Here is a 17,495-nt window from a genome sequence, read left to right as displayed (position 1 = left end):
GGTCCGCTGCCTGTATCGACGGCGACGAGTTTCAGCCGCTGCTACCGCGTGACGCACCAGACCGTCTACCGCTACTCGGACGTGGTGACCAGCTCGTACGGCCGTGGATTTTTGACACCGCGCGATTCGGTGCGCCAGCGGTGTCTGTCGTATTCCTTGGACATCGACCCGGCCCCGTCGGACAGTTCGGTCAGTCGGGACGCCTACGGCAACATCAGCAGCTACTTCCACGTGACGGCACGTCACCACGCCCTGACGGTCACGGCGAGATCCGTGGTGGAGGTGGACGCTCCGCCGCCGGCCCTGTACTCCCGTGGAGCGGCAGCTGCGCCCTGGGAGCAGTCCCGGCCCTCGGGAGCCGAGGGGGCACTCGCCTCGGAGTTCACTCTGGATCTGCGGCCACCGGAGATCACCGACGCGGTGCGTGAGTACGCCGCGCCCAGCTTCACCCCCGGCCGGCCGCTGATCGACGTGCTCACCGACCTCAACGGCCGCATCTTCACCGACTTCACCTATCGTTCGGGCTCGACCACGGTGTCCACCCAGGTAGCCGAGGTGCTCGAGGCCAGGGAAGGTGTGTGCCAGGACTTTGCCCGCTTGGCCATCGCCTGCCTGCGGGCCAACGGGTTGGCGGCCACCTACGTCTCGGGATATCTGGCCACCGATCCGCCGCCGGGCAAGGAGCGGATGGTGGGGATCGACGCCACACACGCGTGGGCCGGGGTGTGGACACCGCAGGGCGACTGGCTGGGACTGGACCCCACCAATGATCAGATGGTCGATGAGCGTTACATCATCGTCGGTTGGGGTAGAGACTACGCGGATGTCCCGCCGCTGCGGGGCATCATCTACACCGATTCGGAGAGCAGTGTGATCGACGTGGCCGTGGACGTAGCGCCTTTGGAAGGTCGGGCAGGGGGAGTCCTCGATGCGTGACTTCCTGTGCCCCAACTGTGGGCAGCATCTGACATTCGAGAACTCGGTCTGTCTGTCCTGCGGCAGCCCGGTCGGGTTCTCCCTCGACGACATGGCGATGTTGGTGATCGCCTCGGGTGAGGACGCCGAGCAGAGTGGTGCGGTGGACGCCCGGCAGTACCGCCTGTGCGCCAATCTGCATGTCGCACAGTGCAACTGGCTGGTAAGACTCGACCCGAAGAGCACTGTCCAGGGTGAGTTGTGCGCTTCGTGCAAGCTCACCAGGACCAGGCCCAACGACAGCGATACCGCAGCGCTGGCGCAGTTCGCCGTCGCGGAGGGGGCCAAGCGCCGGCTGATCGCCGAACTGAATGAACTGAAACTGCCGATCGTCGGCCGCGACGAGGACCCCGAGTTCGGGCTGGCCTTCGACTTGTTGTCCAGCGAGTTCGAGAAGGTGTTCACCGGCCACGACAACGGCATCATCACCCTTGACCTCGCCGAGGGTGACGATGTGCACCGTGAGCAGCTGCGCATCTCGATGGACGAGCCCTACCGCACCCTGCTGGGCCACTTCCGCCACGAGATCGGGCACTACTACTTCTACCGGCTGATCGGGACGTCACCGAAGTACAAGGAACGTTCTCACGAGCTCTTCGGCGACTCCGAGGCCGATTACCAGGCGGCGTTGGACCGGCACTACAGCGAGGGTGCCCCGGCGGGATGGGAGGAGGACTTCGTGTCCTCCTACGCCACCATGCACCCGGCCGAGGACTGGGCCGAGACGTTTGCCCACTACCTGCACATTCGCGACACGATGGACACCTCGGCGGCGTTCAGTTTCGCGCCCGCCGGCGCGACCTTCGAGCGACGGGCATTGGGGCCCAGTGGTTTCGACAATCTCATCGAGATGTGGCTGCCGCTGGCATGGGGGCTGAACATGGTGAACCGGTCCATGGGTCGCGATGACCTCTACCCGTTCGTGCTGCCCGCACCGGTGCTGGAGAAGATGCGGTTCGTGCACACCGTGATCGACGAGGTGACGTCGGACCCGACAAAGCTGGCGGCGGCAAGCTCCGCCGGCTAGTTGCACTGACCACGGCCGTTGGTGACGGCGTGGTGAGGTGACACGACGAAGACCTCCGAGTGAACTGCTGTGGTCGCAGAACGTGCGCAGAGTTGCTTCTGCCGCGGTTCTGTCATGACCAATTGCCTGCCTTCGTGCCCGCTGTGAAGACCCATTCAAGGTCGGACCCAGAAGGAGGAGATTTGGTCAGCGTTGGGTGCGATACGAGGTGGGTGTCACGCCGACGCGCTGCTTGAAAGTGGTGGCGAAATGGCTGGGTGAGGAGAATCCCAGGGTTACGCTGATGTCGGTGACGCTGGTCCCGGCCGTCGAGAGCAGCACTTTGGCTCGTTCGATGCGCTTCTCGATCAGGTACTGGTGCGGGGTTGTCCCGAAGGCCGCGCAGAAGGCGGCTGGGAACGCACTGGGGGTCATTCCCACGGTGAGGGCCAAGGTTTCCAGGTCGATGCGACTGTCCAACTCGGAGTTCAGGTAGTCGATGATGATCTGCTGATCACGTCGATCCAGCCGTCGATCGCGCTGTCGGCGGTGCTCAGGTCGCGGTTGGGCGGGGTAGTGCTCAGCGATGTGCAGCTGCAGTGTCTGTGCCAGGGACTGGCGAAACAGCGTAGCCGCGGCTCCGTCGTGGTGGACCTGGCCGGCGAGGCGTTCCACGAGTCGGTGCAGCAGTATGTCGCGGTACCCCACGCGTGGGGGCAGGTCGCGTTGACCGAAAACCCCTACAGGTACCGTGATTTCGCAGAATCCGACCGTGGAACCACCCTGAGCGAGGGCCGCGTATCGATGCTCGGCCGGAATGACCCAGACGTCGCCGACGCGGGGGATCGTCTGACCTGACGGGCCGTTCTGGAATTCGATCTCCATCGAGGTGAGATCTCCACGGCGGTGGATCACGAACACGTGATGGGGCTCTTGGAAGCACCAATCGGTGGGAGCGGTCACCGTTTCGGCGACGAAGCGGAAGTCCAGGCCCTGCTCCTGCAAACCGCGAGCAGAAACGACGTGACGTTCGCTGCGGTCGCGTCGTCCGTCCCAGACCTGCATCCCGCCTCCCGTTGTGCGCTTTTTGTCAGCCGCCGATTTTTCGAAGGTATCCCGTGATCGCGCCACGATAACGTGCCCAACCGCAAAGGAAAAGAGGAGCAACGATGACCGACAACACCATCACCAGCAAAAACATCCTGATCGCCGGAGGGGCAAAGAACCTGGGCGGATTGATCTCCCGAGACCTTGCCGCACACGGAGCACGCGCAGTCGCGGTGCACTACAACAGCGAATCCACCCGTGAAGCCGCCGAAGAAACGGCCGCCGCGATCAACAGCGCCGGCGCGAACGCGCACCTTCTGCAAGCAGACCTCACCAGCGCCGCAGCAGTGGGCACACTGTTCGCAGACGCTCACGCGGCGATGGGCTCCATCGACATCGCCATCAACACCACCGGAATGGTGATCAAAAAACCGATCGCCGAGATCACCGAAGAGGATTACGACACGATCTTCGCCATCAACGCCAAGACCGCATTGTTCTTCATCCAGCAGGCCGGCGAGCACCTATCGGAGCGCGGGAAGCTGGTCACGTTGGTGACATCATTGCTGTCGGCCTACACCGGCCTGTACTCGATCTACGCAGGTTCCAAAGCGCCAGTCGAGCACTTCACCCGTGCGGCCGCCAAAGAGTATGGCGCGAAGGGAATCTCCGTCACCGCGGTGGCACCCGGGCCAATGGAGACCCCTTTCTTCTACGGTCAAGAGACCACGGAGTCCGCAGAGTACAACCAGAACGCCGCGGACCTGTCGAAGTTCACTGCCACAGGTCTGACCGACCCGAAAGACATTGTGCCGCTGGTGCGATTCCTGGTCAGCGAAGGATGGTGGATCACCGGCCAGACCATCCTCGCCAACGGCGGCTACACCACCCGCTGACATCGCGCCTGTCCCAAACCGCCGAGTAGTCATCCCCGTCGGAGAGCGTCCCTCCGATCGACCGCACCCAAGCGCCAGCCCCAGACATGTGCAGTGTCGGCGCTGAGAAGGAGAAACCCGTGAAAAGCTCCCTTGCCACCATGTTCGTCACCGCGATCTGCGTCGTTGCCACTGCCTGCAGCCAGACCTCGGAGCCGGCGCCCGTCACCGTCACCGTCGCGCCCTCACCCAGCAGCGCTGCCGCCACTGCGCCGGCTCCACCACCAGTTCCCACACCTGGTACGAGGAACACCCCGCCCGCACCGGGCCCGCCGGAAGTTCCTGGAGCCGACGGATCCACCGGCAACAACCTGTCGCCGCAGTATTGCGCCCAGAACGAAGACCCCGGCTGCCCGGCCGGCAGCTACATCGGTCCGGACGCCATTCCCAGTCCCGACGGGGACGGGACCTACGTGCCGTGCGAGGGAACGATCTGCACCAATCCCAACCACGGCGCAGGTCCCGAGGCCGCCCCCGACGCAGGCGGCGACATCCCAGAACCCGGCCAGGACATGCAGTCACCGTGACCGCTGTCGAGGTCATGAGGCGGCTCGTCTATCCACCGGGCAATGTACGGACCAGTCCCACACATCGGCGACCACATGAGAGACGACCATGACAACTCCTCTGTGCCCACAAGTCCGCGCCCTCATCGAGGCTGCCAACCTCGGTGACACCGAGGCATTTCTGGCCGCTTTTGTACCGCACCTGGGTGTCGTCGACGACTGGGGCCGAGAGTTCCACGGCCAAAATGACATTCAGAAGTGGAGCGACGCCGAATTCATCGGACAGGACGTGAGGCTGAGCGTCATAAACTTCTACGAAACCGGAGACTCAGAAGTCACCGTGATCGCGAACGTCGGTGGCAACGGATTCAACGGCCCCAGCACCTTCACGTTCCACCTGTCCGACGACAAGATCGCCGAAATGCGCATCACCGCCTGAACTCGGCGACAGGAGAATCGGCGCCTTCGGCGAGCACGATGGAATCGACGCTCACCGACCAGCGGCCCGGGGCGAGAAGCGACCGTCAGGGTTTGAGGATGACCTTGACGGCACCGTCCTTCTTCTTCTGGAAGATGTCATACGCGTGCGGTGCCTCGTCCAGCGGCAGTACGTGGCTGGCGAAGGTGTCGACGCCCAGGGGATCGTTGTCGGTGAGCAGCGGCATGATGTCGTCCACCCACTTCTTCACGTTTGCCTGGCCCATCCGCAATTGGATCTGCTTGTCGAACAGCGTCAGCATCGGTAGTCGATCCGCCATGCCGCCGTAGACCCCGATCAACGAGATGGTGCCGCCCCGTCGCACGGCATCGATGGCCGTGTAGAGCGCACCGAGACGGTCCACGCCGGCTTTCTGCATGAGGGGTTTGGCGATGGCATCCGGCAGCAGACCCGTCAGCTGCTGGGCCACTTTGGACACCGGAGAGCCGTGCGCTTCCATGCCCACCGCGTCGATCACCGCGTCAGTGCCGCGGCCATCGGTGAGATCGCGTACTGCGTCACCGACCGGGCTCTGCAGGGTCGCAGCATCGATGGTCTGGATACCACGCGCCGCCAACCGTTCCAGGCGCTCAGGCACCAAGTCCACCGCGATCACTTCGAAACCGAGGTGATCGGCGATCCGCGCGGCCATGTCGCCGATCGGACCCAGGCCGAGCACCGTGACCGACCCACCTGCCGGGATGTCGGCGTACTGCACCGCCTGCCAGGCGGTCGGCAACACGTCGGAGAGGTAGACGAAGCGCGAATCAGGAGGCCCCTCAGGCACTTTGATATGGGTGAACTGCGCCTGCGGCACCCGCAGATACTGAGCCTGCCCGCCGGGGACTTCACCGTAGAGTTCGGAGTAGCCGAACAACGCCGCACCCATGCCTTGATCGCGGACCTGGGTGGTCTCGCACTGGGTGTACAGCTGGTGATCGCACATGAAACAGCTGCCGCAGGAGATCTGGAACGGGATCACCACCCGGTCGCCCACGCTGAGGTTGGTGATCTCGGAGCCGATTTCGGTGACGATCCCCATCGGTTCGTGTCCGAGGATGTCGCCGGGTTTCATGAAGGCGCCCAGCACTTCGTACAGGTGCAGATCAGAGCCGCAGATGTTCGTCGACGTCACCTCGATGACGGCATCGGTACCCTGTTCGATCTTCGGGTCGGGAACGGTGTCGACACGCACGTCACGCTTGCCATGCCAGGTAACAGCTTTCATACCCAGTCGGCTACCCCGGCCTTCGCCGCGCAAACGCTCAGGCGCAACTGCCGTAACGCAGGCGCCCGGCGTTTGTGATCAAACACCTGGGTATTGCGCGGTTTTCAGGAGGCGGGCCACATGAACGGCGTTACGCGCTGCCGTCGCCGTGGTGATGGCCACCGGCTGCGGGATCTCGTCGAGATCGCTGTAGTCGCGGCTGCCCATCGCCTCGTCATTCCAGTACGTGCAGCCCTGGGACGGGATGGTGTAGCCGATGTCGTTGAGCGCCTGGAACAGGTCGGCCACGATCTTGTGTGCGCCGTCCTCGTTGCCCACAACACTGACCAGCGCCACCTTGCCGGCCGCCACGGGTCTGTTGGCGTCATCGGTGTTGGACAGTTCGGCATCGAGGCGCTCGAGGACACGCTGAGTGACGCTGGACGGGTGGCCCAGCCAGGTCGGGGTGCTGATCAACAGAATGTCGGCGCTCAGAATCTTCTCGCGGATCTGTGGCCACTGGTCACCGTCGCCCATATAAGCCTCGACCCCCGGCTTGATGTCGAAATCCACTGGGCGCTCGATGTCCGTGGTGACGCCGTGGTCGGCCAGGGTGGCGAACACGTGCTCGGCGATCAGCTCGCTGCTCGACGGGGAAGGGCTGGGTTTGAGGGTGCAGACCAGCGCCAAGGCGTGTAGTGGGGGTTCGGACATGCTGTGCGGCTACCCGGCGCGGTCTGTGTCAAACGGCGGGAGGTTGCCAGGTCTCGCGCAGATCACGATCGCTGCGTCGTCGGTATGGCGCCGTGTGTCGTGTGGCCTGCGTTCGTAACATCGCCGCCGTGACGGACCGCTATGGCATCGACGTTCTGGCCGACAACCCGCACCAGCGCCGCAAGGTGCGTGCCACCGAGCTCGCGGTGGAAATAGGGATGGTGCTCGAGGACGTGACGTCCGGTTTTGTCGGTGCGGTGGTGCGGGTCGAGTACGGGCGGATGGACCTCGAAGACCGGCACGGCCGTCGTCGCGGGTTCCCGGTGGGGCCCGGTTACCTGGTGGACGGCAAGCCCGTCATCCTGACACCCCCGCGCAAGGCAGCGCCCAAGGCGCCCACCCGCACCGCATCGGGTTCGGTTGCCGTGCAGGGTGTTCGGGCTCGAACGGCGATCGGTGGACGGATCTACGTGGAAGGCCGCCACGACGCCGAGCTGGTGGAGCAGGTGTGGGGTGACGACCTGCGCATCGAGGGGGTGGTGGTCGAATACCTCGGCGGGGTCGACGACCTGCCCGCGCTGGTGGCCGACTTCGCACCCGGCCCCGGCCGCAGGCTCGGCGTGTTGGTGGACCACCTGGTGGCCGGATCCAAAGAGTCCCGCATCGCCGACGCGGTGCGTTCCGGTCCGCACGGCGGTGATGCCCTGGTGGTAGGACACCCCTTCGTCGACATCTGGCAGGCCGTCAAACCCGCTCGGGTGGGGTTGAAGACCTGGCCGACGATTCCCCGGAACATCGAGTGGAAGCACGGGATCTGTCAGGCGCTGGGTTGGCCGCACGCCGATCAGGCTGATATCGCCCGCGCGTGGCAGCGGATCCGGTCCACCGTCCGCGACTGGAACGATCTGGAGCCGGCGCTGATCGGCCGGGTGGAGGAACTGATCGACTTCGTGACAGCGGGTTAGCTGCAGACACTCTGCATCGTCGAGGTGGAGTTCGGGTTTCCGGCCCCAGCGTAGGTGTAGTGGCCGTCGGCAGGCGCCACGATCGCGGCGGCGGGTGTCGCGAAGCCGAGCAGCGCAGCGGTGGTCACGAAGCGGCGGTGGCTCCGGTCGCTGTGGAACGCACCAGACACTTGTACCACTGTGTCAACTCAGCTGCGTGGGCCGTCTCCGTGGCCGGCCGGCGCGACGTGTTCGTCCCCACCGGCGTCAGGGCAGCAGCCCGGACATCGCGGATTGTCCCGAAAGCGTGGTAATCCTGAACCCGTGTCCGACAGCTTGTTCGACCTGACGGGGCCGGACCCCGCGCGGGGGGCGGGGCCCACCGAGCCTTCCCCGAACGCGCCGCTCGCGGTGAGGATGCGGCCCCGTTCGCTCGACGAGGTGGTGGGGCAGCAGCACCTGCTGGGACAGGGCTCACCGCTGAGGCGGCTGGTCGACGGCTCCGGAGCGGCCTCGCTGATCCTCTACGGCCCGCCCGGCACCGGTAAGACGACGCTGGCATCGCTGATCTCGAACGCCACCGGCCGCCGTTTCGAAGCGTTGTCGGCGTTGTCGGCGGGCGTCAAAGAGGTGCGCGCGGTGATCGACACGGCGCGTCGTTCGGCGATCCACGGTGAGCAGACGGTGTTGTTCATCGATGAGGTGCACCGTTTCTCCAAGACCCAGCAGGACGCGTTGCTGGCCGCCGTCGAGAACCGGGTGGTGCTGCTGGTGGCCGCCACCACGGAGAATCCGTCGTTCTCGGTGGTGGCACCGCTGCTGTCGCGGTCGTTGATCCTGCAGCTGCAGCCGCTGACTGCCGAGGACATCGGCACCGTGCTGCGCCGCGCGATCGAAGATCCCCGTGGGCTCGGGGGCACCGTTCCGGTCGACGACGACGCAGTCGAGCTGGTGGTGCAGCTGTCCGCTGGGGATGCCCGCCGGGCTCTGACGGCGCTGGAAGTGGCGGCCGAGACGGGGGAGCGGGTGACCGTCGAGGTCATCGAGCAGTCGCTGGACAAGGCGGCGGTGCGCTACGACCGAGACGGCGATCAGCACTACGACGTGGTGAGTGCGTTCATCAAATCGGTGCGCGGCTCCGACGTCGATGCCGCCCTGCACTATCTGGCCCGGATGCTGACGGCGGGCGAGGATCCTCGGTTCGTGGCGCGCCGGCTGATGATCCTGGCCAGTGAGGACATCGGGATGGCCGATCCGATGTCACTGCCGACAGCGGTGGCCGCCGCCCAGACGGTACAGCTGATCGGGATGCCGGAGGCGCAGCTGACGCTGGCACACGCCACCGTGCACCTGGCCATGGCCCCGAAGTCCAATGCCGTGACCACCGCCCTGGGGGCGGCGATGGCCGATATCCGGGCGGGCAAGGCCGGGTCCGTGCCGACCCATCTGCGTGACGGGCACTACTCCGGTGCGGCGGCGCTGGGCCATGCCCAGGGCTACAAGTACCCTCACGACCACCCCGATGGTGTTGTCTCGCAACAGTATCCGCCCGATGAGCTGGTGGGCACCGACTACTACCAGCCGGTGGCCCGCGGTGGCGAGAGGGAGATCTCCGGGCGTGTCGAACGGCTACGCGCCATCATCCGCCGCAAGCGCTGACCCTCCGCCGGTGGCGGGCAAAAGAGATCCCGGCTGACGCGCCGGGGAGGGAACGTCGGCCGGGATCGGATTTGTGGGAATGTCAGCGGCGCACAACGCCCCCGCGTCGTCGCGAGGTGAGTGCGCTGACCAGGGCGACGCCGACAACGGCGAGAACAACCTGGACCAGCAGCTCCATCCAGTCGACCCCGGCGGTGGCCGTGGCGATACCCATGGAACGGGCCAAGAAGGTACCCAGAAGTGCGGCGACAATGCCGACGACAATGGTGAGCAACACACCGATGGGCTGCTTACCGGGCAGCAGCAGTCGGCCCAGGAGGCCGATGACCGCGCCGATGATGATTGCGGTGATGATGCCGGTGACCGTCATGTTGTCCTCCAGGGCAATACGCGTCGAATGGGGTGCAGCTGAGATACCCGACGCTTTCGTCAGATAAACGGTTCTGCGGGTTCGGACGTGTTTTCTTTGGCGGTTCGTAGTCTGGTGACGTGCTCACCGACCTGCTCGACATCGACACCAGCCGCCGCCGACTCGTCGACCTCACCGACGACGTCGCGCGCTTCTGTTCTTCCCGTGGAGACGGACTGTGCAATGTCTTCGTCCCGCATGCCACCGCGGGCATCGCCATCATCGAGACCGGCGCGGGCTCCGATGACGATCTGCTGGACACCTTGGAGCGGCTGCTGCCCCGCGACGACCGTTACCGGCACTCACACGGCTCGCCCGGCCACGGCGCCGACCATGTGCTGCCGGGGATCGTCTCGCCGTCGGTGACCGTTCCGGTGCAGGGCGGCAGGCTGCTGCTGGGAACTTGGCAGAGTGTGGTGCTCGTTGACCTCAACCGGGACAACCCGCGGCGGTCGGTACGGCTGAGCTTCCTCGGCGGTTGAGCGGCCGTGCTGCCTTTTCGCCGCCGCCGGCCACCCCGGTACTGTTAGGCGGTTGAGCCGGGCGACAAGGAAGAGACGACGTGCAGACACACGAGATCAGGAAGCGGTTCCTCGATCATTTCGTGAAGGCGGGCCACACCGAGGTGCCCAGCGCTTCGGTGATCCTCGACGATCCCAACTTGCTGTTCGTCAACGCCGGCATGGTGCAGTTCGTCCCGTTCTTCCTGGGCCAGCGCACCCCACCGTATGACCGGGCCACCAGTGTCCAGAAGTGCATCCGCACGCCGGACATCGACGAGGTGGGTATCACCACCCGGCACAACACCTTCTTCCAGATGGCCGGCAACTTCAGCTTCGGCGACTACTTCAAGAAGGGCGCCATCGAGCTGGCATGGAGTCTGCTGACCAACTCGGTGGAAGACGGCGGCTACGGCTTCGATCCCGAAAGACTTTGGGCCACAGTCTATCTCGATGACGATGAGGCCATCGGCATCTGGCAGGAAGTCGCCGGGCTGCCGCTGGAGCGGATCCAGCGCCGCGGCATGGCGGACAACTACTGGTCCATGGGCATCCCCGGCCCGTGCGGCCCGTGCTCGGAGATCTACTACGACCGCGGCCCCGAGTACGGCGTCGGCGGCGGCCCCGAGGCCAACGAAGACCGCTACATCGAGATCTGGAATCTCGTGTTCATGCAGAACGAGCGCGGAGAGGGCACCTCGAAGGACGACTTCGAGATCCTGGGCCCGCTGCCGCGTCAGAACATCGACACCGGCATGGGCGTCGAGCGCATCGCCTGCCTGCTGCAGGATGTCGACAACGTCTACGAAACCGACCTGGTGCGCCCCGTCATCGACCTGGTGGCCTCGATCGCGCCCCGCGGCTACGGCGCGGGCAATCACGACGACGACGTGCGCTACCGCATCATCGGCGACCACAGCCGGACCGCGGCGATCATCATCGGCGACGGCGTTACCCCCGGTAACGAGGGTCGTGGGTACGTGCTGCGCCGGCTGCTGCGCCGGATCATCCGCGCCGCGAAGCTGCTGGGCGTCGAGCAGCCGATCATGAGTCGGCTGATGTCGACCGTGCGCGACGAGATGGGCCCGTCCTACCCGGAACTGGTCACCGACTTCGATCGGATCAACCGCATCGCCGTGGCCGAGGAGACCGCGTTCAACCGCACCCTGGCCGCCGGGTCCAAGCTTTTCGACGACGCCGCCCAGGCCACCAAGGCCGGCGGTGCCACTGTGCTCTCGGGCTCCAACGCCTTCACCTTGCACGACACCTACGGCTTCCCGATCGACCTCACCCTGGAGATGGCCGCCGAGGCCGGACTCTCGGTGGACGAGGCCGGTTTCCGGGAGCTGATGAACGAGCAGCGCCAGCGAGCCAAGGCCGACGCCGCCGCGCGCAAGCATGCGCACGCCGACCTGTCCGCGTACCGCGAATTGGTCGATGCCGGCCCGACGGAGTTCACCGGCTTCGACGAGTTGTCTTCGCAGGCAACCATCCTGGGCATCTTCGTGGACGGCAAGCGGGTGCCTGTGGTTGCCCACGGTGGCCCGGACGGCGCACCCGATCGGGTTGAGATCGTGCTCGATCGCACCCCGCTGTATGCCGAATCGGGTGGGCAGATCGCCGACATCGGCGCCATCTCCGGAGCCGACGGCGCGGCCAAGGCGCAGGTGACCGATGTCCAGAAGATCGCCAAGACCCTGTTCGTGCACCGCGTGAACGTCGAGTCGGGTGAGTTCGTCGAAGGCGACACCGTGACCGCCGACGTCGACCCGAAGTGGCGTCACGGCGCCACCCAGGGCCACTCCGGCACCCACATGGTGCACGCCGCCCTGCGACAGATCCTGGGGCCCAACGCCGTTCAGGCCGGGTCGCTGAACCGGCCCGGATACCTGCGCTTCGACTTCAACTGGCAGGGCCCGCTGACCGAACAGCAGCGCACCGACATCGAGATCGTCGCCAACGAGGCCGTCGAAGCCGATTACCCGGTGAACACGATGTACACCAAATTGGAGAAGGCCAAGGCGATGGGCGCCATGGCGCTGTTCGGTGAGGCATACCCCGAGGACGTCCGGCTGGTCGAGATCGGTGGACCGTTCTCCCTGGAACTGTGCGGCGGCACCCACGTGCACAACTCCGCGCAGATCGGCCCCGTCACCCTGTTGGGCGAGTCGTCGGTGGGTTCGGGTGTGCGCCGCGTCGAGGCCTACGTCGGCCTGGATTCGTTCAAGCACCTGGCCAAGGAACGCGCTCTCATGGCAGGGCTGGCGTCGTCGTTGAAAGTGCCCTCCGACGAGGTGCCCGCCCGGGTGGCCACGCTGGTGGAGAAGCTGCGCGTCGCAGAGAAGGAACTCGAGAAGGTCCGGCTGGCCACGGCACGCTCGGCGGCGGTCAATGCGGCCGCCGGAGCCGAGACCGTCGGTAAGGTTCGGTTGGTGGCCCAGCGGATGTCCGGTGACATGTCGGGAGGCGATCTGCGGTCCCTGATCGGCGACATCAAGGGCAAGCTCGGCAACGATCCCGCCGTGGTAGCCCTGATCGCCGAAGGCGAGGGCGGCTCGGTGCCGTACGTGGTGGCCGTCAACACCGCCGCCCAGGATCTGGGCCTCAAGAGCGGCGATCTGGTCAAGGTGATCTCCACCGCGGTCGACGGCCGCGGCGGGGGCAAGCCGGACCTGGCGCAGGGCTCGGGAAAGAACGCCGCCGGTATCGACGCCGCACTAGACGCGCTGCGCGCGGAAGTCGCCCGGAGCTAGCCTGCAGTGACGTCCAGCGAGCACCGGCTGCCCGACCGGCCCGGCGGTGATGACCCCGGCCGTGGGCGCCGACTCGGCGTGGACGTCGGCACCGTCCGCATCGGCGTCGCCACCTGCGACCCCGACGGCATTCTGGCGACGCCGGTGGAGACCGTCCGGCGCGAGAGTTCGGGCCGTCATCTGCGTCGGCTGCGTCAGCTCGTGCAGGAGTACGAAGCCGTCGAGGTGATCGTCGGGCTGCCGCGCACCCTGGCCGACCGGGCGGGCACCTCAGCTCTGGACGCCATCGACATCGCCGACCAGCTGGCACAACGCATCGCACCGGTGCCGGTGCGGTTGGCCGACGAACGGCTCACCACCGTCACCGCACAGCGTTCCCTGCGGGAGGCAGGAATCAAGGCGCGCGGTCAGCGGTCCGTCGTTGACCAGGCGGCGGCCGTGGCGATCTTGCAAGGCTGGCTGGATCAGCGCCGCACGTGGCAGGCAGAACAGTCGGGGGCCGTGACACCGGAGGAGCAGCATGGCTGACGACTGGGACGACCGCGCACAGCCGGTGGCTGTGGGCCCGCCCCGGCGTGGGATGACCCGCGCAGCGCGGATCAGGGCCGAACGGGCCCGTCGCCGTCGTCGCACCGTCGCCGGTTTGTCGGTGGCGCTGCTGATCGCTGTTGTCATCGGCACCGTCTTCCTGGGTTCGCGGCTGTGGCATTCGATGTTCGGTACCCCGTCGGACTACACCGGTGAGGGTGCTGCCGACGTGGTGGTCGAAGTGCACCAAGGCGATTCGGCCACCGCCATCGGGCAGACCCTTCTCGACGCCGGAGTGGTGTCCACCCTGGAGGGCTTTGTCACGGCCGCGGGCAACAACTCGGCGATGGCCGCCATCCAGCCCGGCTTCTACAAGGTGCGCACCGAGATCCCCGCGGTCTCCGCAGTGGACCGCCTGGTCGACCCGGCCAACCGCGTCGGGAACTTCACCATCCCCGAGGGCCGCCAGCTCGACGACACGACCGACGTCCGCACCGGCGCCGTCACCAAAGGCCTGATCACTCTCATCTCTGAAGCCACCTGCACCGACCTCGACGGGCAGCGCTCCTGCGTTTCGGCGGACGACCTGCGCAACGCCGCCTCCGCCGACAGCTTGGAAGCGTTGCGGGTGCCGCAGTGGGCCGTCGAACCCGCCACCGCCATGGGCTCCGACCACCGGCGGCTGGAAGGGCTGATTGCCGCGGGCACCTGGAATGTCGACCCGTCGGCCACACCGGACCAGATTCTCGGATCGCTGATCTCGGCCAGTACTGCCCGCTACGAGGCCTCGGGACTGCTGGACACCGCCGCGGCGATGAACATCTCGCCCTACGACGTGCTGGTGGTCGGGTCGCTGGTGCAGCGTGAGTCGCTGCCGCAGGACTTCCCGAAGGTCGCCAGGGTTATCTACAACCGGCTGGCAGACAACAGGAAGCTCGAGTTCGACTCCACGGTCAACTACTCGCTGGACCGTCAGGAGATCGCCACCACCGATGCCGACCGCACGCGGGTGACGCCGTGGAACACCTACGCCTCGCCGGGGCTGCCCGTCACACCCATCTGCTCACCGAGTGAAGCGGCGCTGGCCGCCGCCGAACGGCCGGCGCCGGGGGATTGGCTGTACTTCGTGACCATCGACATGCAGGGCACCACGCTGTTCACCAGGGAGTACGAGCAGCACCTGGCCAATATCGAAGTGGCGCAGCGCAATGGCGTCCTCGACAGTGCCCGGTAACCGTAAAGCTGCCGTACTGGGGCAGCCCATCGCACATTCGCGTTCGCCGCAGCTGCATCTGGCGGCCTACCGGGCGCTGGGGTTGACCGGTTGGACCTATGAGCGCATCGAATGCACCGCCGAGCAACTGCCTGCGCTGGTCGACTCGCTCGGTCCGGAGTGGGTGGGGCTGTCGGTGACGATGCCCGGCAAGTTCGCCGCACTGTCCTACGCCTCGGAGCGCACCGCCCGCGCTGAACAGGTGGGCTCGGCGAACACGCTGCTGCGTACCGACACCGGTTGGCGTGCCGACAACACCGACATCGACGGCGTGGCGGGCGCGCTGGGTGTCCGGCTGAGCGGGACAGCGCTGTTGCTCGGTGCCGGCGGGACGGCGCCTGCCGCCCTGGTGGGACTGGTATCGCTGGGTATCGAACACGTTGTGGTGGCGGCGCGTAACAAGGACAAGGCGGCCCGGCTGGTGCAGCTGGCCGCATCCGTGGGCGTCAGTGCCGAGTGCTGCCCGCTGGAACATCAGGCCCTGGCCCGCCACGCCGGGGTGTGCAGCGCCATGGTCAGCACCGTGCCCGCCGACGCGGTGGCACCGTTCGCCGAAGCGCTGGCGACCGCACCCGTGCTGCTGGACGCCATCTACGACCCGTGGCCCACACCGCTGGCCGCGGCGGTGAGCGCGGCCGGAGGTCGGGTGGTCAGCGGCCTGCAGATGCTGTTGCACCAGGCCTTCGCGCAGGTCGAACAATTCACAGGGCAACCAGCTCCGCGACAGCAGATGGCGGCCGCGCTGGATTAGCGTCCGCCCATGGTGGTGCTACTGGTCTGGCTGTGCGTGTGCAGTGTGTGCGATCTGCGGTGGCGGCGGTTGCCGAATGTGCTGACGCTGCCGGGGTTCGCGGTGATCATGGCCGTCGAGAGTTTTTCCGGTAGTGGCACGGCGGCTGTTGTCGGGGCGGTGGTGCTGGCCGGGGTGTACCTCGCCGGGTTTTTGCTCGGGGTTTCGGCGCGGGGGATGTGAAGCTCGCACTCGGGCTGGGGGCGCTGACGGGGGCGGTCGGTATCGAGGCGTGGGTGTTGGCTGCCGTGGGTGCGCCGCTCTTGACCTCGCTGCTGGGAGTGGCGACGCGGTCGCGGGTGCTGCCGCACGGGCCGTCGATGTGCCTCGCGACGGGCGCGGTTCTCGTGATTTCGGCGTGATTCCGGTCGCTCAGCGGTTGAGATCACGCCGAACTCGCAGGACGACCACGATGATGGCCAGCAGCCAGAGCGCGGCGTTGGCCGACATCGCCGCGGTGAAGCCTCGCTCGTCGGGCACCGGGCCGCTGACCAGCGTCAGCACCGTGACACCGACGGCGCTGCCGATGGAAAACCCGATGTAGCGCAGCACCTGGTTGAACGCCAGCGCGCTGGACGTCTCGGCGGCCGGCACCGCCCGCACCAGCAGCACCGGCAGTGTCGCGAAGGTGGCGCCGCTGCCCAGACCGGCCAGCGTCATCGACAACAGCGCCTGCCACACATGGTCGTGTGCCACCGCCAACTGCACAGTGGAAGCCAGGTACAGCGCGCATCCGACGGGCAACACCTTGCCGGGGTCGACACGTCGACCCACCCACAGCGACACCCGCGAACCCAGCACACTCATCAGCGAGTACGGCACCAGCATCAGCCCGGCGACGGCCACCGGCTGATCCAGACCCCAACCCGTCGGGGTGTCGACCTGCACCAGCACCATCAACAGCGTCAACCCCATGTACATCCCGGCACCCGCCAGCAGACCGGTGATGTTGGGTGCCGCCGCCGCTCCGCTGAACGCCAGCCGCAGATCCACCAGCGGATCCTTGTGCTGCAGCGTGACCCGCAACCAGCCCGCCAGGGCCAGCGCTCCGATGACCAACAGTCCCAGCGTCCTGGCGTCGCTCCAGCCCCAGGTGGTGGTCTGGCTGACGCCGAGCAGCAGCGCCGCCGTCGCCACCGACAACAGCAGAGCCTCCGACGCCCGCACCGCGGGTGACGGCACCGGCGCCGCGGCAGGCAGCCGCAGCCAGGTCAGGACCAGCGTCGCGAACGTCAGCGCCGTTCCCAACCAGAACGCCGCCGACACTCCGCCGGCCTGCGCCACCAACGCCGTCAGCGGATAACCCAAGCCGGCGCCGGCGACCGTGCCCACCGACAGGGCCGCCACCACCGGGCCCACCCGCGGGCCCGGCAGGACTTCGCGGGCGACGGCCATGGCCAGCGGCGCCAGCCCGAGCGCCATGCCTTGCCCGGCCCGGCCCGCGATCAACAACGTCAACGCCAGGTCACCGTCGAACAGCGCCGCCACCGCGGCCAGGACCGTGCCGGCGACCACCAGGAGCAGGCCGCCGAGCACCACCGGCTTGCGGCGGGAGCCGACGGCAAAGCGTCCCATCAGCGGTGTTGCCACGGCACCGGCCAGCATCGAGATGGTCAACGTCCACTGCGCGGCGCCCAGCGAGACGCCGAGTTCGTCGGCGATGGCGGGAACCAGTGGAGCGCCCAGACTGCTGACCACACCGGTGACGGTGGTGAGCAGAACCAGGGTCGGGATCAGCAGCCGAGGCGTGGGATCGTCGGCGGCTGTCATC

At 66.8% G+C, this 17,495-nt stretch carries 17 protein-coding genes and 2 pseudogenes; 13 read left to right on the top strand and 6 right to left on the bottom strand.

Features of this window, described 5'->3' with window-relative positions:
• The first annotated feature begins 6 nt into the window (after positions 1 to 6).
• Together BVC93_RS28880 and BVC93_RS28875 are read left to right on the top strand one after the other, a co-directional pair.
• Positions 7 to 936, top strand: coding sequence for a transglutaminase family protein (locus BVC93_RS28880; RefSeq protein WP_192860434.1), 930 nt, complete (start codon positions 7 to 9; stop codon positions 934 to 936).
• Positions 929 to 2,002 (top strand): zinc-binding metallopeptidase family protein, encoded by a 1,074-nt coding sequence (locus BVC93_RS28875; protein WP_083740390.1) that lies wholly within the window; start codon positions 929 to 931, stop codon positions 2,000 to 2,002. The genes BVC93_RS28880 and BVC93_RS28875 overlap by 8 nt, the downstream gene beginning before the upstream one ends.
• A gap of 186 nt (positions 2,003 to 2,188) precedes the next feature.
• Here BVC93_RS28875 and BVC93_RS28870 read toward each other — a convergent pair whose 3' ends face one another.
• Complete coding sequence (locus BVC93_RS28870) at positions 2,189 to 3,046, bottom strand: helix-turn-helix transcriptional regulator (RefSeq protein WP_083740389.1); 858 nt, start codon at positions 3,044 to 3,046, stop codon at positions 2,189 to 2,191.
• Between the two features lie 104 nt (positions 3,047 to 3,150).
• On the opposite strand from BVC93_RS28870, the gene BVC93_RS28865 reads away from it, so the two are divergent.
• The 3 genes and pseudogenes from BVC93_RS28865 to BVC93_RS28855 all read left to right on the top strand — a co-directional run bounded on the left by BVC93_RS28865 (position 3,151) and on the right by BVC93_RS28855 (position 4,908).
• Positions 3,151 to 3,924 carry an SDR family oxidoreductase gene (locus BVC93_RS28865; protein WP_083740388.1) on the top strand — a complete coding sequence of 258 codons (774 nt, stop codon included), beginning with the start codon at positions 3,151 to 3,153 and terminating at the stop codon, positions 3,922 to 3,924.
• 236 nt (positions 3,925 to 4,160) lie between these two features.
• A pseudogene (locus BVC93_RS34650) lies at positions 4,161 to 4,490 on the top strand (hypothetical protein); the annotation flags it as partial.
• Positions 4,491 to 4,578: 88 nt separating this feature from the next.
• A complete protein-coding gene (locus tag BVC93_RS28855; RefSeq protein WP_083740387.1) occupies positions 4,579 to 4,908 on the top strand; it encodes a nuclear transport factor 2 family protein in 330 nt (109 codons plus the stop codon).
• Positions 4,909 to 4,993: 85 nt separating this feature from the next.
• On the opposite strand, the gene BVC93_RS28850 is transcribed toward BVC93_RS28855, so the two are convergent.
• Both BVC93_RS28850 and BVC93_RS28845 read right to left on the bottom strand, forming a co-directional pair.
• The gene (locus tag BVC93_RS28850) at positions 4,994 to 6,175 is read right to left on the bottom strand and encodes a zinc-dependent alcohol dehydrogenase (protein ID WP_083740386.1); all 1,182 of its coding nucleotides are present in this window, start codon (positions 6,173 to 6,175) and stop codon (positions 4,994 to 4,996) included.
• Between the two features lie 78 nt (positions 6,176 to 6,253).
• Entirely contained in the window at positions 6,254 to 6,868 is a 615-nt protein-coding gene (locus tag BVC93_RS28845; RefSeq protein ID WP_083740385.1) for a flavodoxin family protein, read from the bottom strand.
• Between the two features lie 128 nt (positions 6,869 to 6,996).
• On the opposite strand from BVC93_RS28845, the gene BVC93_RS28840 reads away from it, so the two are divergent.
• Positions 6,997 to 7,833, top strand: coding sequence for a DUF3097 domain-containing protein (locus BVC93_RS28840; RefSeq protein WP_083741443.1), 837 nt, complete (start codon positions 6,997 to 6,999; stop codon positions 7,831 to 7,833).
• Here the strand turns inward: BVC93_RS28840 and BVC93_RS33320 are convergent.
• Positions 7,830 to 8,003, bottom strand: coding sequence for a hypothetical protein (locus BVC93_RS33320; protein WP_157517131.1), 174 nt, complete (start codon positions 8,001 to 8,003; stop codon positions 7,830 to 7,832). The genes BVC93_RS28840 and BVC93_RS33320 overlap by 4 nt on opposite strands.
• A 103-nt stretch (positions 8,004 to 8,106) precedes the next feature.
• Between BVC93_RS33320 and BVC93_RS28835 the strand changes: the two genes are divergently transcribed.
• A complete protein-coding gene (locus tag BVC93_RS28835) occupies positions 8,107 to 9,471 on the top strand; it encodes a replication-associated recombination protein A (RefSeq protein ID WP_442928992.1) in 1,365 nt (454 codons plus the stop codon).
• A gap of 82 nt (positions 9,472 to 9,553) precedes the next feature.
• Here the strand turns inward: BVC93_RS28835 and BVC93_RS28830 are convergent, their stop codons facing one another.
• Complete coding sequence (locus BVC93_RS28830; RefSeq protein ID WP_068916631.1) at positions 9,554 to 9,841, bottom strand: GlsB/YeaQ/YmgE family stress response membrane protein; 288 nt, start codon at positions 9,839 to 9,841, stop codon at positions 9,554 to 9,556.
• A gap of 131 nt (positions 9,842 to 9,972) precedes the next feature.
• Between BVC93_RS28830 and BVC93_RS28825 the strand changes: the two genes are divergently transcribed.
• The 6 genes and pseudogenes from BVC93_RS28825 (at position 9,973) to BVC93_RS28800 (ending at position 16,086) form a co-directional block, all read left to right on the top strand.
• Positions 9,973 to 10,362: a secondary thiamine-phosphate synthase enzyme YjbQ gene (locus BVC93_RS28825; protein WP_157517300.1), complete on the top strand. Its 390-nt coding sequence runs from the start codon at positions 9,973 to 9,975 to the stop codon at positions 10,360 to 10,362.
• Positions 10,363 to 10,442: 80 nt separating this feature from the next.
• Positions 10,443 to 13,133 (top strand): alanine--tRNA ligase, encoded by a 2,691-nt coding sequence (gene alaS / locus BVC93_RS28820; RefSeq protein ID WP_083740382.1) that lies wholly within the window; start codon positions 10,443 to 10,445, stop codon positions 13,131 to 13,133.
• A gap of 6 nt (positions 13,134 to 13,139) precedes the next feature.
• Complete coding sequence (gene ruvX / locus BVC93_RS28815; protein WP_083740381.1) at positions 13,140 to 13,661, top strand: Holliday junction resolvase RuvX; 522 nt, start codon at positions 13,140 to 13,142, stop codon at positions 13,659 to 13,661.
• Complete coding sequence (locus BVC93_RS28810) at positions 13,654 to 14,895, top strand: endolytic transglycosylase MltG (protein WP_083740380.1); 1,242 nt, start codon at positions 13,654 to 13,656, stop codon at positions 14,893 to 14,895. The genes ruvX and BVC93_RS28810 overlap by 8 nt, the downstream gene beginning before the upstream one ends.
• Complete coding sequence (locus BVC93_RS28805) at positions 14,870 to 15,685, top strand: shikimate dehydrogenase (RefSeq protein WP_083740379.1); 816 nt, start codon at positions 14,870 to 14,872, stop codon at positions 15,683 to 15,685. The genes BVC93_RS28810 and BVC93_RS28805 overlap by 26 nt, the downstream gene beginning before the upstream one ends.
• Before the next feature lie 9 nt (positions 15,686 to 15,694).
• Positions 15,695 to 16,086 (top strand): annotated as a pseudogene (locus tag BVC93_RS28800) (A24 family peptidase).
• Positions 16,087 to 16,096: 10 nt separating this feature from the next.
• On the opposite strand, the gene BVC93_RS28795 reads toward BVC93_RS28800, so the two are convergent.
• Positions 16,097 to 17,494: an MFS transporter gene (locus tag BVC93_RS28795; RefSeq protein WP_083740378.1), complete on the bottom strand. Its 1,398-nt coding sequence runs from the start codon at positions 17,492 to 17,494 to the stop codon at positions 16,097 to 16,099.
• Position 17,495: the final 1 nt, after the last annotated feature.

The sequence above is a fragment of the Mycobacterium sp. MS1601 genome, from assembly GCF_001984215.1.
Lineage (GTDB): Bacteria > Actinomycetota > Actinomycetes > Mycobacteriales > Mycobacteriaceae > Mycobacterium.
The sequence above is the reverse complement of the archived record's forward strand: the minus strand, read 5'-3'. Positions and strand labels throughout refer to the sequence as shown.

Bases quoted from the DNA above. Each gene is read 5' to 3' on its own strand.
- BVC93_RS28875 (WP_083740390.1), top strand. From the start codon at position 929: ATGCGTGACTTCCTGTGCCCCAACTGTGGGCAGCATCTGACATTCGAG.
- BVC93_RS28870 (WP_083740389.1), bottom strand. From the start codon at position 3,046: ATGCAGGTCTGGGACGGACGACGCGACCGCAGCGAACGTCACGTCGTT.
- BVC93_RS28865 (WP_083740388.1), top strand. From the start codon at position 3,151: ATGACCGACAACACCATCACCAGCAAAAACATCCTGATCGCCGGAGGG.
- BVC93_RS28855 (WP_083740387.1), top strand. From the start codon at position 4,579: ATGACAACTCCTCTGTGCCCACAAGTCCGCGCCCTCATCGAGGCTGCC.
- BVC93_RS28850 (WP_083740386.1), bottom strand. From the start codon at position 6,175: ATGAAAGCTGTTACCTGGCATGGCAAGCGTGACGTGCGTGTCGACACC.
- BVC93_RS28845 (WP_083740385.1), bottom strand. From the start codon at position 6,868: ATGTCCGAACCCCCACTACACGCCTTGGCGCTGGTCTGCACCCTCAAA.
- BVC93_RS28830 (WP_068916631.1), bottom strand. From the start codon at position 9,841: ATGACGGTCACCGGCATCATCACCGCAATCATCATCGGCGCGGTCATC.
- BVC93_RS28810 (WP_083740380.1), top strand. From the start codon at position 13,654: ATGGCTGACGACTGGGACGACCGCGCACAGCCGGTGGCTGTGGGCCCG.
- BVC93_RS28805 (WP_083740379.1), top strand. From the start codon at position 14,870: ATGGCGTCCTCGACAGTGCCCGGTAACCGTAAAGCTGCCGTACTGGGG.
- BVC93_RS28795 (WP_083740378.1), bottom strand. From the start codon at position 17,494: ATGACAGCCGCCGACGATCCCACGCCTCGGCTGCTGATCCCGACCCTG.